Annotated in this window: 15 protein-coding genes; 7 read left to right on the top strand and 8 right to left on the bottom strand. The window is 69.4% G+C overall.

The window, feature by feature from the left end; translation table 11 throughout:
* Positions 1-12: 12 nt before the first annotated feature.
* Positions 13-528: a GNAT family N-acetyltransferase gene (locus QSK35_RS04070; protein WP_285742339.1), complete on the top strand. Its 516-nt coding sequence runs from the start codon at positions 13-15 to the stop codon at positions 526-528.
* On the opposite strand, the gene QSK35_RS04065 is transcribed toward QSK35_RS04070, so the two are convergent.
* Positions 515-1,042, bottom strand: a complete 528-nt coding sequence (locus QSK35_RS04065; RefSeq protein ID WP_285742338.1) for a ricin-type beta-trefoil lectin domain protein — start codon at positions 1,040-1,042, stop codon at positions 515-517. The two genes, QSK35_RS04070 and QSK35_RS04065, sit on opposite strands and share 14 nt — an antisense overlap.
* A gap of 54 nt (positions 1,043-1,096) precedes the next feature.
* On the bottom strand, positions 1,097-2,293 hold the full coding sequence (locus tag QSK35_RS04060; protein ID WP_285742336.1) for a polysaccharide biosynthesis protein: 1,197 nt from the start codon (positions 2,291-2,293) through the stop codon (positions 1,097-1,099).
* 72 nt (positions 2,294-2,365) lie between these two features.
* Here QSK35_RS04060 and QSK35_RS04055 point away from each other — a divergent pair, with 72 nt between their 5' ends.
* Genes QSK35_RS04055 through QSK35_RS04045 form a run of 3 tightly spaced genes read left to right on the top strand, consistent with a single transcriptional unit; the run spans position 2,366 to position 5,084 of the window.
* Positions 2,366-3,949 (top strand): MmpA family trehalose lipid delivery protein, encoded by a 1,584-nt coding sequence (locus QSK35_RS04055; protein WP_285742334.1) that lies wholly within the window; start codon positions 2,366-2,368, stop codon positions 3,947-3,949.
* A 2-nt stretch (positions 3,950-3,951) separates the two neighbouring features.
* Positions 3,952-4,107, top strand: a complete 156-nt coding sequence (locus QSK35_RS04050) for a hypothetical protein (RefSeq protein WP_285742333.1) — start codon at positions 3,952-3,954, stop codon at positions 4,105-4,107.
* Positions 4,108-4,109: 2 nt separating this feature from the next.
* A complete protein-coding gene (locus tag QSK35_RS04045; RefSeq protein WP_285742331.1) occupies positions 4,110-5,084 on the top strand; it encodes a hypothetical protein in 975 nt (324 codons plus the stop codon).
* On the opposite strand, the gene QSK35_RS04040 is transcribed toward QSK35_RS04045, so the two are convergent.
* Positions 5,025-6,185 carry a glycosyltransferase family 4 protein gene (locus QSK35_RS04040; RefSeq protein ID WP_285742329.1) on the bottom strand — a complete coding sequence of 387 codons (1,161 nt, stop codon included), beginning with the start codon at positions 6,183-6,185 and terminating at the stop codon, positions 5,025-5,027. The genes QSK35_RS04045 and QSK35_RS04040 overlap by 60 nt on opposite strands.
* 166 nt (positions 6,186-6,351) lie before the next feature.
* On the opposite strand from QSK35_RS04040, the gene QSK35_RS04035 reads away from it, so the two are divergent.
* Positions 6,352-7,050, top strand: coding sequence for a class I SAM-dependent methyltransferase (locus tag QSK35_RS04035; RefSeq protein ID WP_285742513.1), 699 nt, complete (start codon positions 6,352-6,354; stop codon positions 7,048-7,050).
* On the opposite strand, the gene pgfA is transcribed toward QSK35_RS04035, so the two are convergent.
* On the bottom strand, positions 7,034-7,993 hold the full coding sequence (gene pgfA, locus QSK35_RS04030; protein WP_285742327.1) for a cell envelope lipid trafficking protein PgfA: 960 nt from the start codon (positions 7,991-7,993) through the stop codon (positions 7,034-7,036). The two genes, QSK35_RS04035 and pgfA, sit on opposite strands and share 17 nt — an antisense overlap.
* 228 nt (positions 7,994-8,221) lie before the next feature.
* Here pgfA and QSK35_RS04025 point away from each other — a divergent pair, with 228 nt between their 5' ends.
* Positions 8,222-9,358, top strand: coding sequence for an amidase (locus tag QSK35_RS04025; RefSeq protein ID WP_285742325.1), 1,137 nt, complete (start codon positions 8,222-8,224; stop codon positions 9,356-9,358).
* Positions 9,359-9,450: 92 nt separating this feature from the next.
* Here the strand turns inward: QSK35_RS04025 and QSK35_RS04020 are convergent, their stop codons facing one another.
* Entirely contained in the window at positions 9,451-10,089 is a 639-nt protein-coding gene (locus tag QSK35_RS04020; RefSeq protein ID WP_285742323.1) for a hypothetical protein, read from the bottom strand.
* A gap of 19 nt (positions 10,090-10,108) precedes the next feature.
* On the opposite strand from QSK35_RS04020, the gene QSK35_RS04015 reads away from it, so the two are divergent.
* Entirely contained in the window at positions 10,109-10,264 is a 156-nt protein-coding gene (locus tag QSK35_RS04015) for a hypothetical protein (protein ID WP_285742319.1), read from the top strand.
* Here the strand turns inward: QSK35_RS04015 and QSK35_RS04010 are convergent.
* Genes QSK35_RS04010 through QSK35_RS04000 form a run of 3 tightly spaced genes read right to left on the bottom strand, consistent with a single transcriptional unit; the run spans position 10,261 to position 15,655 of the window.
* Positions 10,261-11,445 (bottom strand): hypothetical protein, encoded by a 1,185-nt coding sequence (locus tag QSK35_RS04010; RefSeq protein WP_285742317.1) that lies wholly within the window; start codon positions 11,443-11,445, stop codon positions 10,261-10,263. The two genes, QSK35_RS04015 and QSK35_RS04010, sit on opposite strands and share 4 nt — an antisense overlap.
* Positions 11,442-12,110, bottom strand: a complete 669-nt coding sequence (locus tag QSK35_RS04005; protein WP_285742315.1) for a GntR family transcriptional regulator — start codon at positions 12,108-12,110, stop codon at positions 11,442-11,444. Before QSK35_RS04005 ends, QSK35_RS04010 begins: the two co-directional genes overlap by 4 nt.
* The gene (locus tag QSK35_RS04000) at positions 12,065-15,655 is read right to left on the bottom strand and encodes an ATP-binding protein (RefSeq protein ID WP_285742313.1); all 3,591 of its coding nucleotides are present in this window, start codon (positions 15,653-15,655) and stop codon (positions 12,065-12,067) included. The genes QSK35_RS04005 and QSK35_RS04000 overlap by 46 nt, the downstream gene beginning before the upstream one ends.
* Between the last annotated feature and the right edge of the window lie 166 nt (positions 15,656-15,821).

The raw sequence follows: 15,821 nt of genomic DNA, 5'->3' as shown, positions 1-15,821 counted from the left end.
ATGGTGGCTGCTGTGATCACCATCGTTCACCTGACCGGCCCGGTCTTCCACGCGCTCGCCGTCGGCGATCTGGAGGCGGCCAACGCGGCGAGTCCCGTGCTGCTGTCCAGCTACCTCGCCCGGCCCGAGGCACGTGGGGTGTGGCGGATGCGCGCGGCGCAGGCCGACGAGGACCCTGCGAGCGCCGCGTGGGTCACCGGTGTCATCTGGGACGCCGAGCGGCGGCTCGCCGTCGGAAGGGCCGGTTACCACGGGCCGCCCGACGCGGCAGGCATGGTGGAGATCGGTTACGCCGTCGACCCCGCGCACCGGCGGCGCGGCTACGCCCGCGCGGCGCTGGAAGCGTTGCTGCACCGCGCGAGCGAAGAGCCCGACGTACGTACCGTCCGGGTGACCATCAGCCCCGACAACGTCGCGTCGTACCGGCTGGCCGCGCAGTACGGGTTCGCCGAGGTCGGTGAGCAGTGGGACGACGAGGACGGTCTGGAGATCGTGTACGAGCGCGCCGCCCGGCTCAGGCCGACGTGACGAACACCTTGAAGACCCGCTGGCTGGGTGACGACACGAACTTCTGTACCGCCACGTTGTTCACGACGTCGAGCTTCATGAGGCTCAGCGAGTTTTCCAGGTTGACAGTGCCGGTGGACGAGTTCGTGTTGACGTCCAACCACTTCTGCGAGTTCGAGCCGTCGCACTTGCGCACGACGAGCACCTCACCCGGCTGCTGCTGGTCGCGGTTCACGTCTCTGGGCAGGTCGAGGCAGCCGTCGACCAGCTGGCCGTTCGACGAGATCTTCTGCCGTAACACGTAGGTCAGCGCCGCTGTGCCCGCATTTGTCTTGATGCTCCACTGCTGGCGGAAGTTGAACTGGTTGATCCCCGACAGCACGACGCGCGCGCCTTCGGAAGCCGACTCGGCCGTGAGCGGCAGCTTGCTGTCGAACTGGTTGATACGAAAGAAGTTCGTCGCAGCGCTGGCCGGGCTCGTCAGTGCGAGCGTGCAGCCGGCGATGGCAGCGAAGACCCCGATGTACTTGCGCATTTCTGTTCTCCCCTTGGTTCCCCCGGCGCCGCGTTCGTACGGCGCACAGGAGTCTCAACGGGTCTGCGCCGCAACCGGTTCAAGCGTGTTCCGGCGTTCGATCACGAAGCCGGCGACGACCAGGGACCCGGTGGCGATCAACGCCCCCGTCACCACCTGACCCGTGGAACCGTGCAGCCACAGGGTGATCAGCGCGACCTCGACCGCCACGGCGATCCACACCGCACCGGTCGACCGCCGGTCACCACTGGCGATACGCGCGAACAGCAACAGCTGTACGAGAGCCAGACACGAGCCCACCAAAGCGAACTCCCACAGCGGCACGGCGTGCGCCCGGTACGACGCGCCACCGATCAGCGAGACGCCCAGCGGTGCGAAAAGCGCGGTCCCGGCGACCACGAGGGCGTCGAGCCCGGCGCACACCGCGAGGGCGCGGGGGAGCGTGCGGCGGCGTTCGTCGGCGTCCGCCATGCGGGGCAACAGGAGCACGCCGACGGCCTGGGGCAGCCAGTACGCGATCTTCGTGACGACCGCGCCGACCGCGTACTCGCCGGCCTCGTTCGGGGCGAGCTGGTGCCGGGCCAGCACGAGATCGAGGTTCACGAGCAACACCAGCGCGAGCATCGCCTGGACCGTGTGCAACACCTCCGCGCCACCAAGAGGGCGCAGCGGCAACGGCCGGCCGCACAGCGTCCAGCCCGTGAAGACGACGAGCAGGGAGCCGACCGCCGTGCCCGCCAGCACGGACGTCGACGTTGGGGAAACAAACAACCCGACCAGACCGCCGCCGACCTTGCCGAGGCCCTCCAGGGCGACCAGCAGGGCCAGTGCGCCGAACCGGCGGTTGCCCTGCAACAGGCCGTGACACACGCCGAGCACGGTCATGGGGGCGAGCGACAACGCCAGCCACACGCCGGGCCACGGGCCGTTGAGGTGCAGCAGGCTCGTCAGAAGCGGGGTCAGCAGCAAGGTCAGGACCGTCATGCCCGCGCTGACGCTCAAACCCAGCCCGAACAGGGGACGTGGTCCGAGTGTCGTCACGCGAAGAGCCGCCACGGTCTGCAGACTCATCGCGGGAACCACACCGATCACGACGAGCGCCAGCAGCGCGCTGAGCTCGCCGAACACCGCGGGCGCCAGAGCGCGCGCGGCGGCGATGGTCAGCACGTAGCTCGCCGCGTTGGCACCCAGGAGGGCACCGGTGATGAGTAGAGCGTCCAGGCGAGCGGTGGTCGAAGCCGGAGCGGCCACGCCATGTCCTTCCGCTATTACTGGCCGGTAGTTTCGGCGACTGTAACGGCAGGACGACCGGAGAGGGCGGAAGTGCGTCCGAACGGACTCAAGCTCTACGCCACGTGCGCCGCGATCACCCTCGCGGTGCTCGCGCCCGTGCTGCTGCCCGGCTACGTCCTCGTCTACGACATGGTGTTCACGCCCCGCCAGCCGCTCAACGCCGAGGCGTTCGGCCTGGGCAGCGCGATCCCCCGAGCGGTTCCGGTCGACGCGCTGGTGGCGATGACGACCACGGTCGTGCCCGGTCAGATCGTCCAGAAACTGGCGTTGATGGCCATCCTGTTCGGCGGTGCCCTGGGCGCGGCGAAGCTCGTGCCGTCCGAGAGTACGACCGTGAAGATCGTCGCGGCCGTCGCGTACGTGTGGAACGCCTACGTCGCCGAACGCCTCTTCCTGGGCCACTGGACGTTGCTGCTCGGCTACGCGGCCCTGCCGTGGGTCGCGAAAGCGGGCCTCAAGCTCAAGAAGACCGGCGACTGGACCGGGTTGGTGCTCGCCAGCCTCCCCGCGGTGCTGTCCGCGCCCGGCGGGATCCTGGCGCTCGGCACGGCACTGGCCACTGCGGGCCGCAAGAAGATTCCGCATGTGCTGGCGATCGGCATCGTGCTCAACGCGCCCTGGTGGGTGCCATCGTTGCTCCACAACGGACTCAGCGACCCGGCCGGCGTCGCGGCGTTCAGCGCGCGGGGGGAGAACTGGGGCGGGCCGCTGCTCAGCGTGCTCGGGCTCGGCGGCGTGTGGAACGCCGAGGTGGTGCCGGACAGCCGCGCCAACCCGGTGCTGCCCGTCATCACGGTCGTGCTCACCGCGATCGCGCTCATCGGGCTGCGCCGGGTGCCGTTCGCCAAACCGTTGATCGCCTTGGGCGCCTTCGGGTTCGTCATCGCGGTGGCGGCGAACCTGCCCGGCGGCACGGCACTGCTGGGCTATCTGATCGACCACGTGCCGGGCGCGGGTCTGCTGCGGGACTCGCAGAAGTGGGTGGCGTGGTGGGCGCTGCCGTTCGCGCTCGGTCTCGCGATGGCGGCGGAGCGACTGAAGGCCAAGCTGGTCGTTCCGGTCCTGCTCATCGCGCTGCTGCCGGACCTGGCGTGGGGCGGGTTCGGGCGCCTCGAACCGGTCGACTATCCGGCCGAATGGTCCGAGGTGCGGGATCTCCTCGTCGATCAGCCGGGCGACGTGGCCGTGCTGCCGGCGCAGGCGTTCCGCAGGTTCGACTGGAACGACCGGCGCACGCAGCTCGACCCCGCGCCGCGGTTCCTGCCCGGCACGACGGTTGTCGAGGACTCCCTGCAGGTCGGCGGGAAACGAATCAGCGGTGAGGATCCGCGGGCGCGCGACCTCGCCACGCTCGACGGATTCGGCTGGGTGCTCGTCGAGTACGGCACGCCCGGTCGCGTCGATCCGAACCTGCTGGCCCGGTTGGAGAAGGTCCACGACGGACCGGAGCTCGCGCTGTACCGGGTTCCCGGAGGAGCGCCGAATGCTCCGGACGGACCACCCGTTGCGCCCGTTGTGCTCGCCTGGATCGCAGCTGGGTCACTGATCTGCGCCAGCCTGTTGTGGAGATGGTTACTGGTCGGTAGATTCCTGCCACCCCAAAGTGAGGAGTAGTCGTGGGCGTGGTGGTAACCCTGCTCGTGGTGCTCGCGGGCGCGGGCATCGCGGGTGGTGTCGGGGCGATCGTGGTGAACACGCAGCACCCCGACAAGGTCGTCGAGCTCCAGCAGCAGGCGGCGGAGCCGGAGGTCATCGACTACGGCTCGAGGTGACGGTGAGGTTCTCCGGTGACCCGGAGGCCTCCTGGAGCATCCTGCTGGAGGCGGACCTCTCCGACGCGCTCGACCCCGGCGCCGTGTCCCGGCGCTTGGGGCTCGCCGTCAGCGAACCGTCCAACTGGGACGAAACGCGCGCAGAGTTCGCCGATTCCCATTACCGCGAGGGCGAACCGTTGATCCGGGTCGCCGTGGACGACAAGCGGCTGATGATCGCCGCGCACCACGGTGCCGTCGACGGGCTCGGCCTGCTCGCGCTCCTCGGTACGGCGTTGGACGAACGTGTGCGCAGCTCCGCGACCGGTGTGGCGCAACGGGTTCCCACGCGGTCTTTTCTCCTCAACACGGCCGATCGCCTGCGCGAGGCCGTTTTCGCGCCGCCGACGCGCATTCAGCCGACTCAGCGAGCCTCTGAGGCCGGCGACCATCTCGTCAGCAGGGAGCTGCACCGCACCAAGCTGGGCAGCACCAGGCTCACCTGGGCGGCACTGCACGCCGTGCGGCGCTGGAACGCCCGCAGCGACCGCGTGGTGGCCGCGATCGGCGCGTCGTGGCGTGGTGGCGAGGATCTGAAGGCTGAGGCCGCCAGCGCGCTGCTGAGGCTCCGTCTGCCGTCCGGCGCGGACGAGGACACCGTGCGCGGTCTGCTGGCCGCAGCGACGCCGGAGGCGGGTTTTCCGAAGGCGACGAACCCGTTGGCACAGCTCGGGATGCGGCTGCTGTCATCCAGACTCGGCTCGACGTTCCTCGTGTCGAACCTCGGCGTGGCCGACGCCGGCGTGCGCGCGCTGCGCTTCTACCCGAGCGCCAGCGGGCGCTCGGGTGTCGCGTTCGGCGTGGTGACGGCAGGGGAGGTCACCACGGTGACCGTGCGCGCCCGCAGGCGCGACTTCAGTGCCGGCTCGGCCGGTGAGCTACTCGACCTGTTGTGCGACGCGGCTGTTGTCGAGGATGGGCCGCCCAGACTGACCTGATGGTCGGAGGGGGCGGGCCCCCGACAGGGGGTCGGCAAAAACACTGTGCAGGACGCTTTCGAACGCGTCCAGGCTCTCTTCCCAGCTGAACTTCTGCGCCCGCTCCCGGCCCGCCGCACCCATGGCCTTGCGGCGCGGGTGGTCGCGCAGCAGGGCGTCGACGTGCTTGGTGAAGTCGTCGAAGTCTCCTGCCAGCAAGCCGGTCTCGCCTTCGACGATCGCCTCGGCGACGCCGCCCGCGGACCGGTATGCGACGGTCGGCACGCCGTGCGCCGCCGCCTCCATGATCACGATGCCCCAGCCCTCCTTCACCGACGGGCACAGGTGTACCCAGGAGCCGGCCAGGATCTCGTGCTTGCGGTGTTCGTCGACCCACCCGTGGATCACCACGCGGTCAGCGACGCCGCGGTCGATCGCGTGCTGCCGCAGCACTTCCTTCCACGGGCCCTCGCCGACCAGCTCCAGCCGCAGCTTCGGCCACACCGGGGCCAGTCGCGCGACGAGGTCGATCGCGTGCTCCAGCCGCTTGTGCGGCACCAGCCTGCTGACCGCGACGAGCACCGGCTCCTGGGCCGGGCGCGCGACGACCGCGGGCGGGGCGTCCAGGCCGTTCGGCACGACGACCGTGCGGCGCAGCTCGATCCCGAGCGCCGCCAGTTCGTTGCGCGTCACGTTGGACACGGTGATGTACCGGCACTTGCGGTACAGCCGCGGCGCGAGCCACGACTCGATCCACCAGCCGATCCGCCCGAAGAACGGGCCGAGCGCGCTGTGCCACTGCTCGCGGTGCACGTGGTGCACCAGGACGAGGACCGGGCAGCGCGCCACGAGCCGGCTGAAGAAGGGCATGCCGTTCTGCACGTCGACGATCACATCCGCGTCCGACCGCAGGATGGCCAGCAGCGCGTGCAGGTAGACGGTGAACTTGTTGCCGCGTCTGCGGAAGCGGACGCCCGCGACCCAGTTGCCCAGCGGCGCGCGCCCGTGGTCCGCACACTGAATGGCGACCCGGTAGCCGAGCTGAGCCAGCCCCTCCGCGATGCGCTCCACGTACCGTTCGGAGCCGCCGCCCTCGGGGTGTCTGGTGTCGCGCCAATTCACCAGCAGAACGCTCGGACGGTTATCCGGGCATCGCGACATCAGTGTCTCCTGGATGCTAGGTTACTGCTAGGTAGCCATATTAGACGGAATGCGGGAAGTGGCAATGGTCGAGATCGATTCAGTTGGTGGCCGGGAAAGTTACCACAGGCCAACCTTCAGTCGTTCCGTGCGCCTTTTCCGGGCTTTCTTGAAAGAGCAAACGGACCCAAACTATTTTTATCGGATTCTGGCTGACGACTCAGTCAGTCAACTTGGCGCATATGCGCCGTTGAAAGGCGCGACCGTGCTCGACGTGGGTGGCGGGCCGGGCTACTTCGCGGAGGCGTTCCGTGCCGCGGGCGCCGTCTATCTCGGGCTCGACCCGGACGTCGGCGAACTGTCAGCACGCGGTGAACCCGACCCCGGAATGATCAGGGCGAGCGGTACTGCGCTGCCGGTCCGGTCACGCAGTGTCAACGTCTGCTACTCGTCCAACGTGCTGGAGCACGTCGACGACCCGTGGCTGATGCTGTCCGAGATGGTCCGTGTGACCAGGCCCGGAGGCATCGTCTTCATGTCCTACACGCCGTGGTTCTCGCCGTGGGGCGGCCACGAGACCGCGCCGTGGCACTTCCTTGGCGGTCACTTTGCGCGACGTCGTTACGAGAAGAAGATGGGCAAGCCGCCGAAGAACAAGTTCGGCACGAGCCTCTTCGCGGTGAGCGTCGGGTCGGTGCGGAAATGGGCGTACCGATGTGCCGACGCCGACGTGGTCGAGACGTTCCCCCGGTACCACCCGTGGTGGGCGAAATGGATCGCCCACGTACCGGTGGTCCGGGAGTTCGCCTCGTGGAACTTCGTGGTCGTGCTCAGGCGACGTGCCTAGCCGACCGCTTTCCGGTAACGCCGAGAAGAATTCCGCCGAGCAACATGACCAAACCTAGACCGCCGAGAACCAACGGTCCGGTCGAACTGATCAGTTTCAGTTTGTCGTGCGCCTCGGTGGCGCGCTGAACCGATTCGTTGACGGTTTGGTCGGTAAACGTCAGCGTTCCGTCGAGCAGGACGGTGCCGTCCTTGCCGTCCGGTCCGACGAGCAATTGCTTCTGTTTTTCCGAGCCCTTGACGATGATCCCGCTGAGCGGTTCGACCCAGAACGTACGGGTGTTCTGGTAGTACCGGCTCGCCGTCACGGAGGCCTCGGTGCTGTTGACCAGCGAGCCGGGCACCTCCTGTTCGCGCAGCTTCGTGCGCGGGATCTCCTGCACGAACTTGTAGACCTCGAGACCGCCGAGCGTCTCCGTGCCCTGGAAACGCGCCGTGGTCGCCTTGCGCACCGTGAGGTCGAAGTACGGGTAGTCCGTCTGTTCGGTGCCGAACGGGAACTTGTAGTTCAGGCCCTCCTGTTTGACCGCGCGGTCGTCGTCGGTGGGGCCGTCCTTGTTGTCCGTCACGTACTGCTCACTGCACTTCGGCACAGCCATGTTCGTGTGCCGGTCGAGGCAGACCTGATGCTTGACCGCGGACACGATCGTGTTGTTGGAATCGGTGACGAGCAGGCCTTGATCCCACACCATCACGGAACCGTTGCGTTCGACCTCGGGGCGAGCGCGGTTGCTCTCGACCTTGCGCGTGGCGGTGAGCTGAGCATCCTTCACCACGAGGTCCTTCGGGTAGAAGACCCGCGCGGCACCCTGAGCAACCGATTCCGTCTTCTGGTCGAGCGGCACGACGGCGAGCTCGGGGTAGACGTAGAACCGGAGCACTGCTCCGAGCGTCAGCGTGAAGATGCCCAGGCCGACCAGCACCAGGCTCGCGACACGTCGCAACCTTCCTCCTTCTAGGCGTGAGATGGACGTCACAGTGGCGAGCAAACTACCGGACAGTAACCTCTGCGCAACCCTCCCATCGGGGTGACGCAAGTCATCTTGATCGGTCCGCGTGGAGAAAGGCCCTACTCGGCGGTAGGTACAGCCCGCCGTTCGGCGGCATGCCCGCTGTGACTCGGGTGGCGGCCGAAGGGACCAACCAGGAGCATCCCGGCAGGAACGAGACACGTGGACGAAACACCGATGTGCTATCCCGGAGCAGCCGCCCAAGCCCGGTTGCTCACAAACGGTGCGACCACCGCAGCAGAACTCCTTGCGGCGGTTCTGAAGAAGCTCGACCCGCACCGGTACGGCTTCTCGGAGGTGGACGCCTCCGGCGCTCGTCGTAGCGCTGAGGACGCCGATCGGAGGCTGCGGTCGGGCGACCGCGGCCCGTTGCTCGGCGTGCCCATGGCCGTCGAAGATTCTTTGCCGCGCAACGCGATCAGCGTCCTGCAAGCGGCCGGCGCCGTCGTCGTGGGCCGGACCTCGGCCCTGGAACGGCACCGCAACCCGGCACCCGATCTCCCCGCCACGGCACTGGATCCGCTGGTCAGCGGCACCGCGGTCGCGGTGGCATCAGGGGTCGTGCCTGCGGTCCTCGCTCGGAAAGCCCCTGGCGCGGGCCAGGTTCCGGCGGGCGCCGTCGGGGTTGTTGGCTACCAGACGTCCGGCAGATCCGGCGTGCTGGCGCGCGATGTCTCCGATGTCGCGCATGTCCTTTCCGGACTGGGTTGGGGTGTTTCCGGGCCCGACCGTCCACTCCGGATCGGCATTTCGCTGCGTGGCGTATCAATGACCGCGCGTACGCGTCCGTCGATGCGGCGCGTCGTCGAGGACGTCGCGGCGCTGCTCTCGTTGCACGCCAACGAGGTTGTCGATCACGACCCGGTGCTGGCCGAACACGCCCGGTTGCTGCTCGCGCCGCACCTCACCGCGAGCCCGCGGGAACTGGAGCTGCTCGGCAAGCTCGTGCCGTCACCGTTGCGCGGCCTGTGCCGTGCCCTGGTGTCGGCCGAGCGCACGATGCTCGACTCGATGTTCGGCGGGATCGACGTGCTGGTGACGCCCGGCTACACCGGGCCGGCGGAGTCGACGTCCCTGCCGGGCGCGGTCCTCGTGCGCAACGGCGCCACCACGCCGTTCTCACCCCTGTGGCGAGTCAGCGGCTACCCGGCAGTGTCCGTGCTGGCGGGCTGGGACCCGGACGGCTTCCCGCTACCGGTAACCCTCGTCGCGGTCCCATCCGCAGAAGGCGCACTGCTCTCAGTGGCCCGCCTGATCGAAGAAGAACGAGACCGAACCTACGGAACCGCAGTGGCCTGAACGTAAAACTCAGGGGTCCGGAACGTAAGACACGCGGGGCGGGAGCGTAAGACACGCGCGAGTCTTACGCTCCGGCCCCCTGAGTCTTACGCTCACGACCCCTGAGTTTTACGTTCGTTTGGGACGTCGACCGCGATCTCGCCGCCTAGTTTGGCGTTGTTCAGGAGGTCCAGGTCGTCGCCGCTCCAGAAGCGGCCTGGGTCGTACCAGTTGGGGCGGCGCTTCGGGAGCAGGCCCATGGCCTCGTAGGTGACTGCTACTACCTCGGCGCAGAACGCGGTTTCCAGCGGTGCGCCCTCGCGGTGCTTGATGGGAAGGCGGCCGCGCAGCCACCGGGAGGCGAGGCGCGCGGTGGTCGGGAACGGTGTGCCGTCGAGGCGGGCGATGGTGCGCAGGACGGCGTCCTCCATCTCGCGCGTGACGGGGTGGTCGAGCTGGCGCAGCCACGCCCGCTGGCCGTACTTCTGTGACCACGTGACGACGGCCGAACGCAGGTCGTGCAGCTGCACGCCGCGCTGACGTGTGCCGGTCCACATGTCCGTGAGGGACCGGCCCAGCTCGGCGTGCCACATCAACGGGGGCAGGTCGTCGAGGACCACCGCCATGCCCACGTGGTTGACCGGACTGTTGGTCATGGCCTGGATGGCGCGGTCCGCCGCACTGCGGCCTCGGAAGATCCACACGTCGCCCGTCCGGGTCAGGTCGACGGCCTCGTCCAGTGTGATCGCCATGGACCCGTAGCCTAGGCACATGCGGTGGTGGAAGGTGCTTGGCGTGGCCGCGTTCGTCGGTGTTGCCGCCAGTGGGGTGATGGTCGCGCGGGCTCAGCGCAAGCGCGCGGCGTACACACCGGACCAGATCCGGGAGCGGTTGCACGCACGGCTCGCCGAGGCCGAAGGGCGCTAGAGCGGCTCGATCACCCGCTCCGGCACTGGTCCGGCCGGGTGGATCACCGCGGTCTCGCCGACCCCGAGATCGACCTCCACGATGGAGTCGCCCCGCCACGGCAGTGGCTTGCCCTCCGGTGTGGACACCGCGAACCCCGGGATGCCGTGCCGTACCCGCAGCGGCGTCCCGGCGAGACTGCGGACCGACACCCAGTGCGTGACCGAGGAACGCCGCACGCCGCTGACCGCGAACGCCCCCGGCATCAAAAGCTTGTCGAACACACCGTCACCACCGCCGGGAAACGCGGTGATCACGCCGTCCCCGCTGCGGCACAGGGAGTCCAGGAGTCCCTGTGCCTCGTCGCCCGCCGGCAGGGCCGCGAGATCCGGACAGGGGGCGAGATCCCACAGCACGGTCTGCCAGAGCGACAACAGCGGGTCGTCGCGGCCCAGCCTCCTGGCCGCGTACAGCAGCGCGCCGCACCCCCACCGGACGAACGCCGGCTGTAGTGAGTCGGAGGTGAGGTGCAGCCTGCCGTCCTCGCCGAGGGCGAGGAAGTCGAGATGGTCGTTGACCGCGCGGCGCAGTGCCGGGAACACCGTGCGGCGCAACAGGACCAGGTCCATCGTGTGCTCGAACGTCTGCCACGCGCGGTACAGCCCGCACGGCGTCGACACGTCCACGACGTCGAGCTCCAGGTGGTTCGACGCGAAGATCAACGACGAGTCGAACGGCGTCGAGGCGGCCTCGTACAGGGCACGCCAGTACACGTCGCTCGAAGAAGCAGACACGAAGCTGCGCCGGTAGAAACGGTGCCACCACGCACGGTGCGTGAGTTCCAGCAGCCGCAGGTCGGGGACGTCGCGTCGCAGCAGCTCGCCGCCGAACGGGATCACGGAGACCACCAGGTCGGACCGCGTCCAGTGCATGAACGCCCGCAGGAAGAACCCGCCGCGCGTGGTGGTGACGGTGCCGCGCAGCTCCGCGTCCCACAGGGACAGGCGCCAGTCCACATCGGTCACAGCGCCGAGCGACTCCAAGAACACATCACCGATTCGGACGCCAGTTGATGAAGCCGAGGCGATGACCGTCCGCCTGCCGTTGCCGAGCAACGGCCCCTGGACCGGCAGGCCGCGCCACATCGGGTCCATCGAGGACAAGAAGTCGGCCCAGTTGAGGGAGCGCATGGCCACGGTCATTCCGCGCCACCTGGAATGTGCATGGTCAAATGGGTGCGATCACCACGCAACGCCGTCCACGAGCGTTCGACCGGCACGCCTGCCGTGTCCCGGGAGACCCAGGCCAGCGACATCATCGGCGTGGTCGGGCGGGTGTCGAGCAGCCGCGCGACCCGCGGCGTCGCCAGCACGGTCGTGCACCACGGGTGGGTCTCGGCGAACCGAATGCTGTAGTGATCACGCAGGAACCGGCGCAACGGCGTGGCCGGGTCGTAGCGCTCCACGAAGTCGCGGAACCGGGCGGCCGGCAGGTAGGACGACTTCAGCCCGATCGGCTGGTCGTCGTCGGCGTGCAGCACCCACTCGACGTGCACCAGGTCGTGCGTGTCCCCGACGTGCTTGAACGACACGGTCCGCCGCGGCACCAGGTCGTTGACCAGCGCCGTCACGCTCAGCCGCCGCGTCTGCGCCCGCGACGCTACGACGGTGCCCTGGCGGCCCGCGCCACGGATCAGCTTGCCCTGTAAGACGAGGTCGTCCAGCGCCTTGCGGATCGTCGTGCGGGACATGCCGAGCAGGTCGGCGAGCTCGCGCTCCGACGGGAACGGCGCCCCGTCCGGGATGCCGTTCGCCAGTTCCGTCAGCCTGGAGCGCGCCTCGTAGTAGCGGGGGACGGCGGAGGGCATGGCGGCACGGTAGGAGCGTCCGATAACTGAACGCTCATCGCGTCGGGCCGCGAGCCGATCTCCGTGTAGATCTTCGCCGCACCGGCCCGGTCCCCGCGCAGGTACGCCCGCGCGGCGTCCAGCCAGCGGGAAGGCGCCACCCGGTCCAGCGCGTCGACGCCGTACCCGGTCGCGGCCAGCACGATCGGCAGGTCGGCGCCGACCACGGCCCGCACGCACCGCCCGTCGAGCATGCCGAGCAGCCGGTGCGCCAGGGAGCGGGCCAGGTCGATGTCGCCGTACGCCAGCGCGAGCCGCGCGCGGACCGCGACCAGGTCCTGCATCGCGTCGGCGTTCAGCATGGCCACGCCCAATGAGAACGCATTCACCGCGTCGTCATGAGCGCCGGCCAGGTCGTCCTGGAACAGCCGGATGCGCGCCCGCATCGCGAGGTGGTTGGAGATCGACGGCTCGGCCGCGATCACCGCGTCCACTGCGGCCTCGGCGGCGACCAGGTCGCCCGACCAGTAGTGGTCGATGTAGGCGGTCCGGTCCAGCCAGCCCAGCGTGTAGCTGTCACCGAACCGCTCGGCCGTGCTCCGCGCCTCCAGCCGCACGGTGTGCCGCCGTCCCAGGTCCCCGGCCAGACCGAGCGCGGTGCCGAAGTTGTACAGCGCCAGTGCGGGACACATGCCGTTGCGGCGCATCGCGGCGATCGCGGACTCGATGTCGGCGAGACCACCGGCGTCACCGAGCTTCACCCGCGCCATGCCGCGCGCCTCCACCGCCTGCGCGCGCTGCGCCGGCGTGCCGGTGCGCTCCACGGCCGCGGCGACGGCGAAGACCTCCTCGCACCGGCCCAGCAGCGCGAGCGTCTTCGTGAGGTCGCTCTGTACGCCGGTCAGCCGATCGGACGGCGGCGCCTCGGTGACCAGCGCCAGCACCCGGTCGAGGTGGCCGCGGGCCGCGGGCTCGTCGTGGCGGCCGCGGCTCAACCGCCACAGCGCCAGCTCCGCCTCGGCGGCACCGGCCACGTCGCCCGCGACGACCAGCGCCTCGGCCGCCTCGGTCAGCACGTCCTCGCCGGACCCCTCCCAGACCAGCGCGGTGCCCAGGCGCAGCAACAGGTTCGGCCGATCCTCGTGGTCCTCCGGGCACACCTCCAGCGCGAACCGATAGCACCGCACGGCCGTCTCGCGCGCCGCCAGCGAGGTCGCGCGATGCCCTGCCTCCATCAGCGCCGCGCGGGCGTTCGCGCCGAGGATCTCGCACTGGTTGCCGGTCGCCTCGGCGATCAGCACCGCCTCACGGAAGTGGTGACCGAGCAGTTCGACATGCTCCACCGGCAACGCCCGCACCCACACCGCGGCGTGGTAGTGCATCATCTGCTTCTGGCCCAACGGAATCTGGCCGTACGCGACATCGCGGACCAGCACGTGCGTGAACGCGTACTCGGTCTCGCCCGCGACCGTGCTGGACTCCGAGCGGCGGAGAAACTCCTTGCGCCGCAACGCTTCCAACGCATGTGCGACCTCGCTGACCGGACGTTCGGAGATGGCCGCGACGGCACCCGTCCACACCACGCCGCCCACCACGGACGCGTCCCGCAGCACGGCCTTTTCCACCGGCGGCAACGTATCCAGGCGCGCGGCGATCACCGTCTGCACGGTGTCCGGTGACGTCGTGGAAGCCGGCGAACCGTCGCGCAGCATCCGCACGTACTCCACGGTGAACAGCGGGTTGCCCGCGGTCAGGTCCAGCAGCGGCCCCAGCGAGGGCACGGTGACACCATGGCGTTCGAGCAACGACCGCAGCAGGCTCTCCGACTCGCCGGGACCCAGTGGTGCCAACGTGATCGCGTCCCAGCCGGGCCTGCGGTCCAGCAGCTCCGGCCTGGCCGTCGCGATCACCGGCACGGACTCCGCGAGCGACCGGACGAAGTCGAGCAGCGCGTCGTCCGCCCAGTGCACGTCCTCGATGATCACCGCCGCAGGCGCCACCTGCTCGGCGAACCGGCGGAACGCGGCGAGCACGTTCGGACCGGCCTGGCCGAGGCCCAGCAACGCGCTGAGATGGTTGTACAGCCAGGGATCGTCCGTGACGGTACGCAGTTTCTCCGCGGCCACCTCGGGGGAGTCGCTGTCGAGGACCCCGGCGTGCGCGCGGACGATGTCGGCCAGCGGCTGGAAGGGCGCGTCGCGGCCGAACGTCGGGGTGCGGCCGATCAGGCACCGCGCTTCGCGGCTGAACTCCCGGATCAACCGGCTCTTGCCCACGCCGGGCGTGCCGATCACGGTCACCAGTCGCGGTCCCCGCCCGTCCCGCAGCCGCCCCAGCTCCGCGGTCCGCCCCACGAATGGGGCGAGCGGCAGGTCGTCGGTCGCGCACGCGGCACGGGTGACGTCGCAGAGCTCGACCCCACCGTCCGGCGCCGACGCGACCAGCCGCAGTGCCTCGTCGAGCAACCGCCCGGTCAGCTCACGGTTGCCGGATCCGACCAGCGCGGGACCGGTGACCACCGCGGCACGGGCGGTGTCCACGAGCTTCGCGGTGGGGGAGCAGCCCCGGTGCTGGTGTGGCCGAACCACCGCCTCGGCCGCGGCGACGGCTCGCCGGGCGTCGTCCTCCCGGCTGCGCGGCACTCCGAACGCGGCACACACCGTCGAACCGAGAACGCTCGTCACCACGCCACCGAACCGGGCCACGTCCTTGCGTACGCGGTCGAGCGCTGCGTCCAACGCCTCGTCAGACGACACGGTCAGCCGGACGGCCAGCACGCTGACCCGCTTGCGCTCGACCGTCAGCAGCGGCTCGGACATGCGCGGCGGCCGCAGCGCCGGGTCGTGCGCGAGGATCGCGCGTTCGAGTTCGCGCAGCTCCAGGCCCGGTTCGATGCCCAGCTCGTCGATGAAGTGCTCGCGTGCGGCCCGGTAGGCGGCCAGCGCGTCGGCCTGCCGCCCGGATCGGTAGAGGGCGAGCATCAGCTGGCCGCGCAGCCGTTCCCGCAGCGGCTGCTCCCGGACGAGGGTCTCCAGCTCGGGCAGCACCTCGCGGTGCCGGCCGCACGCCAGCTCCGCGTCGAGGCAGTCCTCGAGGACGACGCTGCGCGAGTTCTCGATCTCGGCCAGCGCGGGCCACGCGACCCCGTCGGCCACCAGGTCGGCCAGCGCCGGACCGCGCCACAGGCCGAGCGCGCTGCGCAGGTTCGCCGCGATGTCGGCCGGATCCGAGCGCAGGGACGCCGCGAGCGTGCGGAAGCGGTAGAGATCGACCAGTCCTGGGTCGAGCCGCAGTACGTAGCCGGGTTTCTGCGTGAGCAGCTCCGCCGGTCCGGTGTGCAGCACCTTGCGCAACGCCGACACGACGTTCAACACGATCCCGCGCGCGGTCGGCGGATGCTCGCTGGTCCACAGGGCCGAGGTGAGCTCACCAATCGAGACGACGCGATTGGTGTTGAGCAACAGAAACCCGAGAACGGCGCGGCGGGTGAAGCCCGCGATGGGGACCTCCCTGCCGTCCGCGCGGATCTCCAACGGCCCCAGGAGGTTGAACTCGGCGGCTGACATCGCCGATGACCATACATCGGAGGGGTGTTGCGTTTCTGACCCGCCAATTGAGAAGACTTCAATAGTAAACAAATGATTCTGCTATTCAGTTTATGTCGGAAAGTCACTCAGGGTTGCCATATCGCCACGTTCGGTGTAATGATGCGTAATCTGATGATCCGAAGTG

This window comes from Lentzea sp. NBRC 105346, assembly GCF_030269605.1.
Lineage (GTDB): Bacteria > Actinomycetota > Actinomycetes > Mycobacteriales > Pseudonocardiaceae > Lentzea.
Note: the sequence above shows the minus strand (reverse complement) of the source record. Positions and strands in the feature narration are given on the sequence as shown.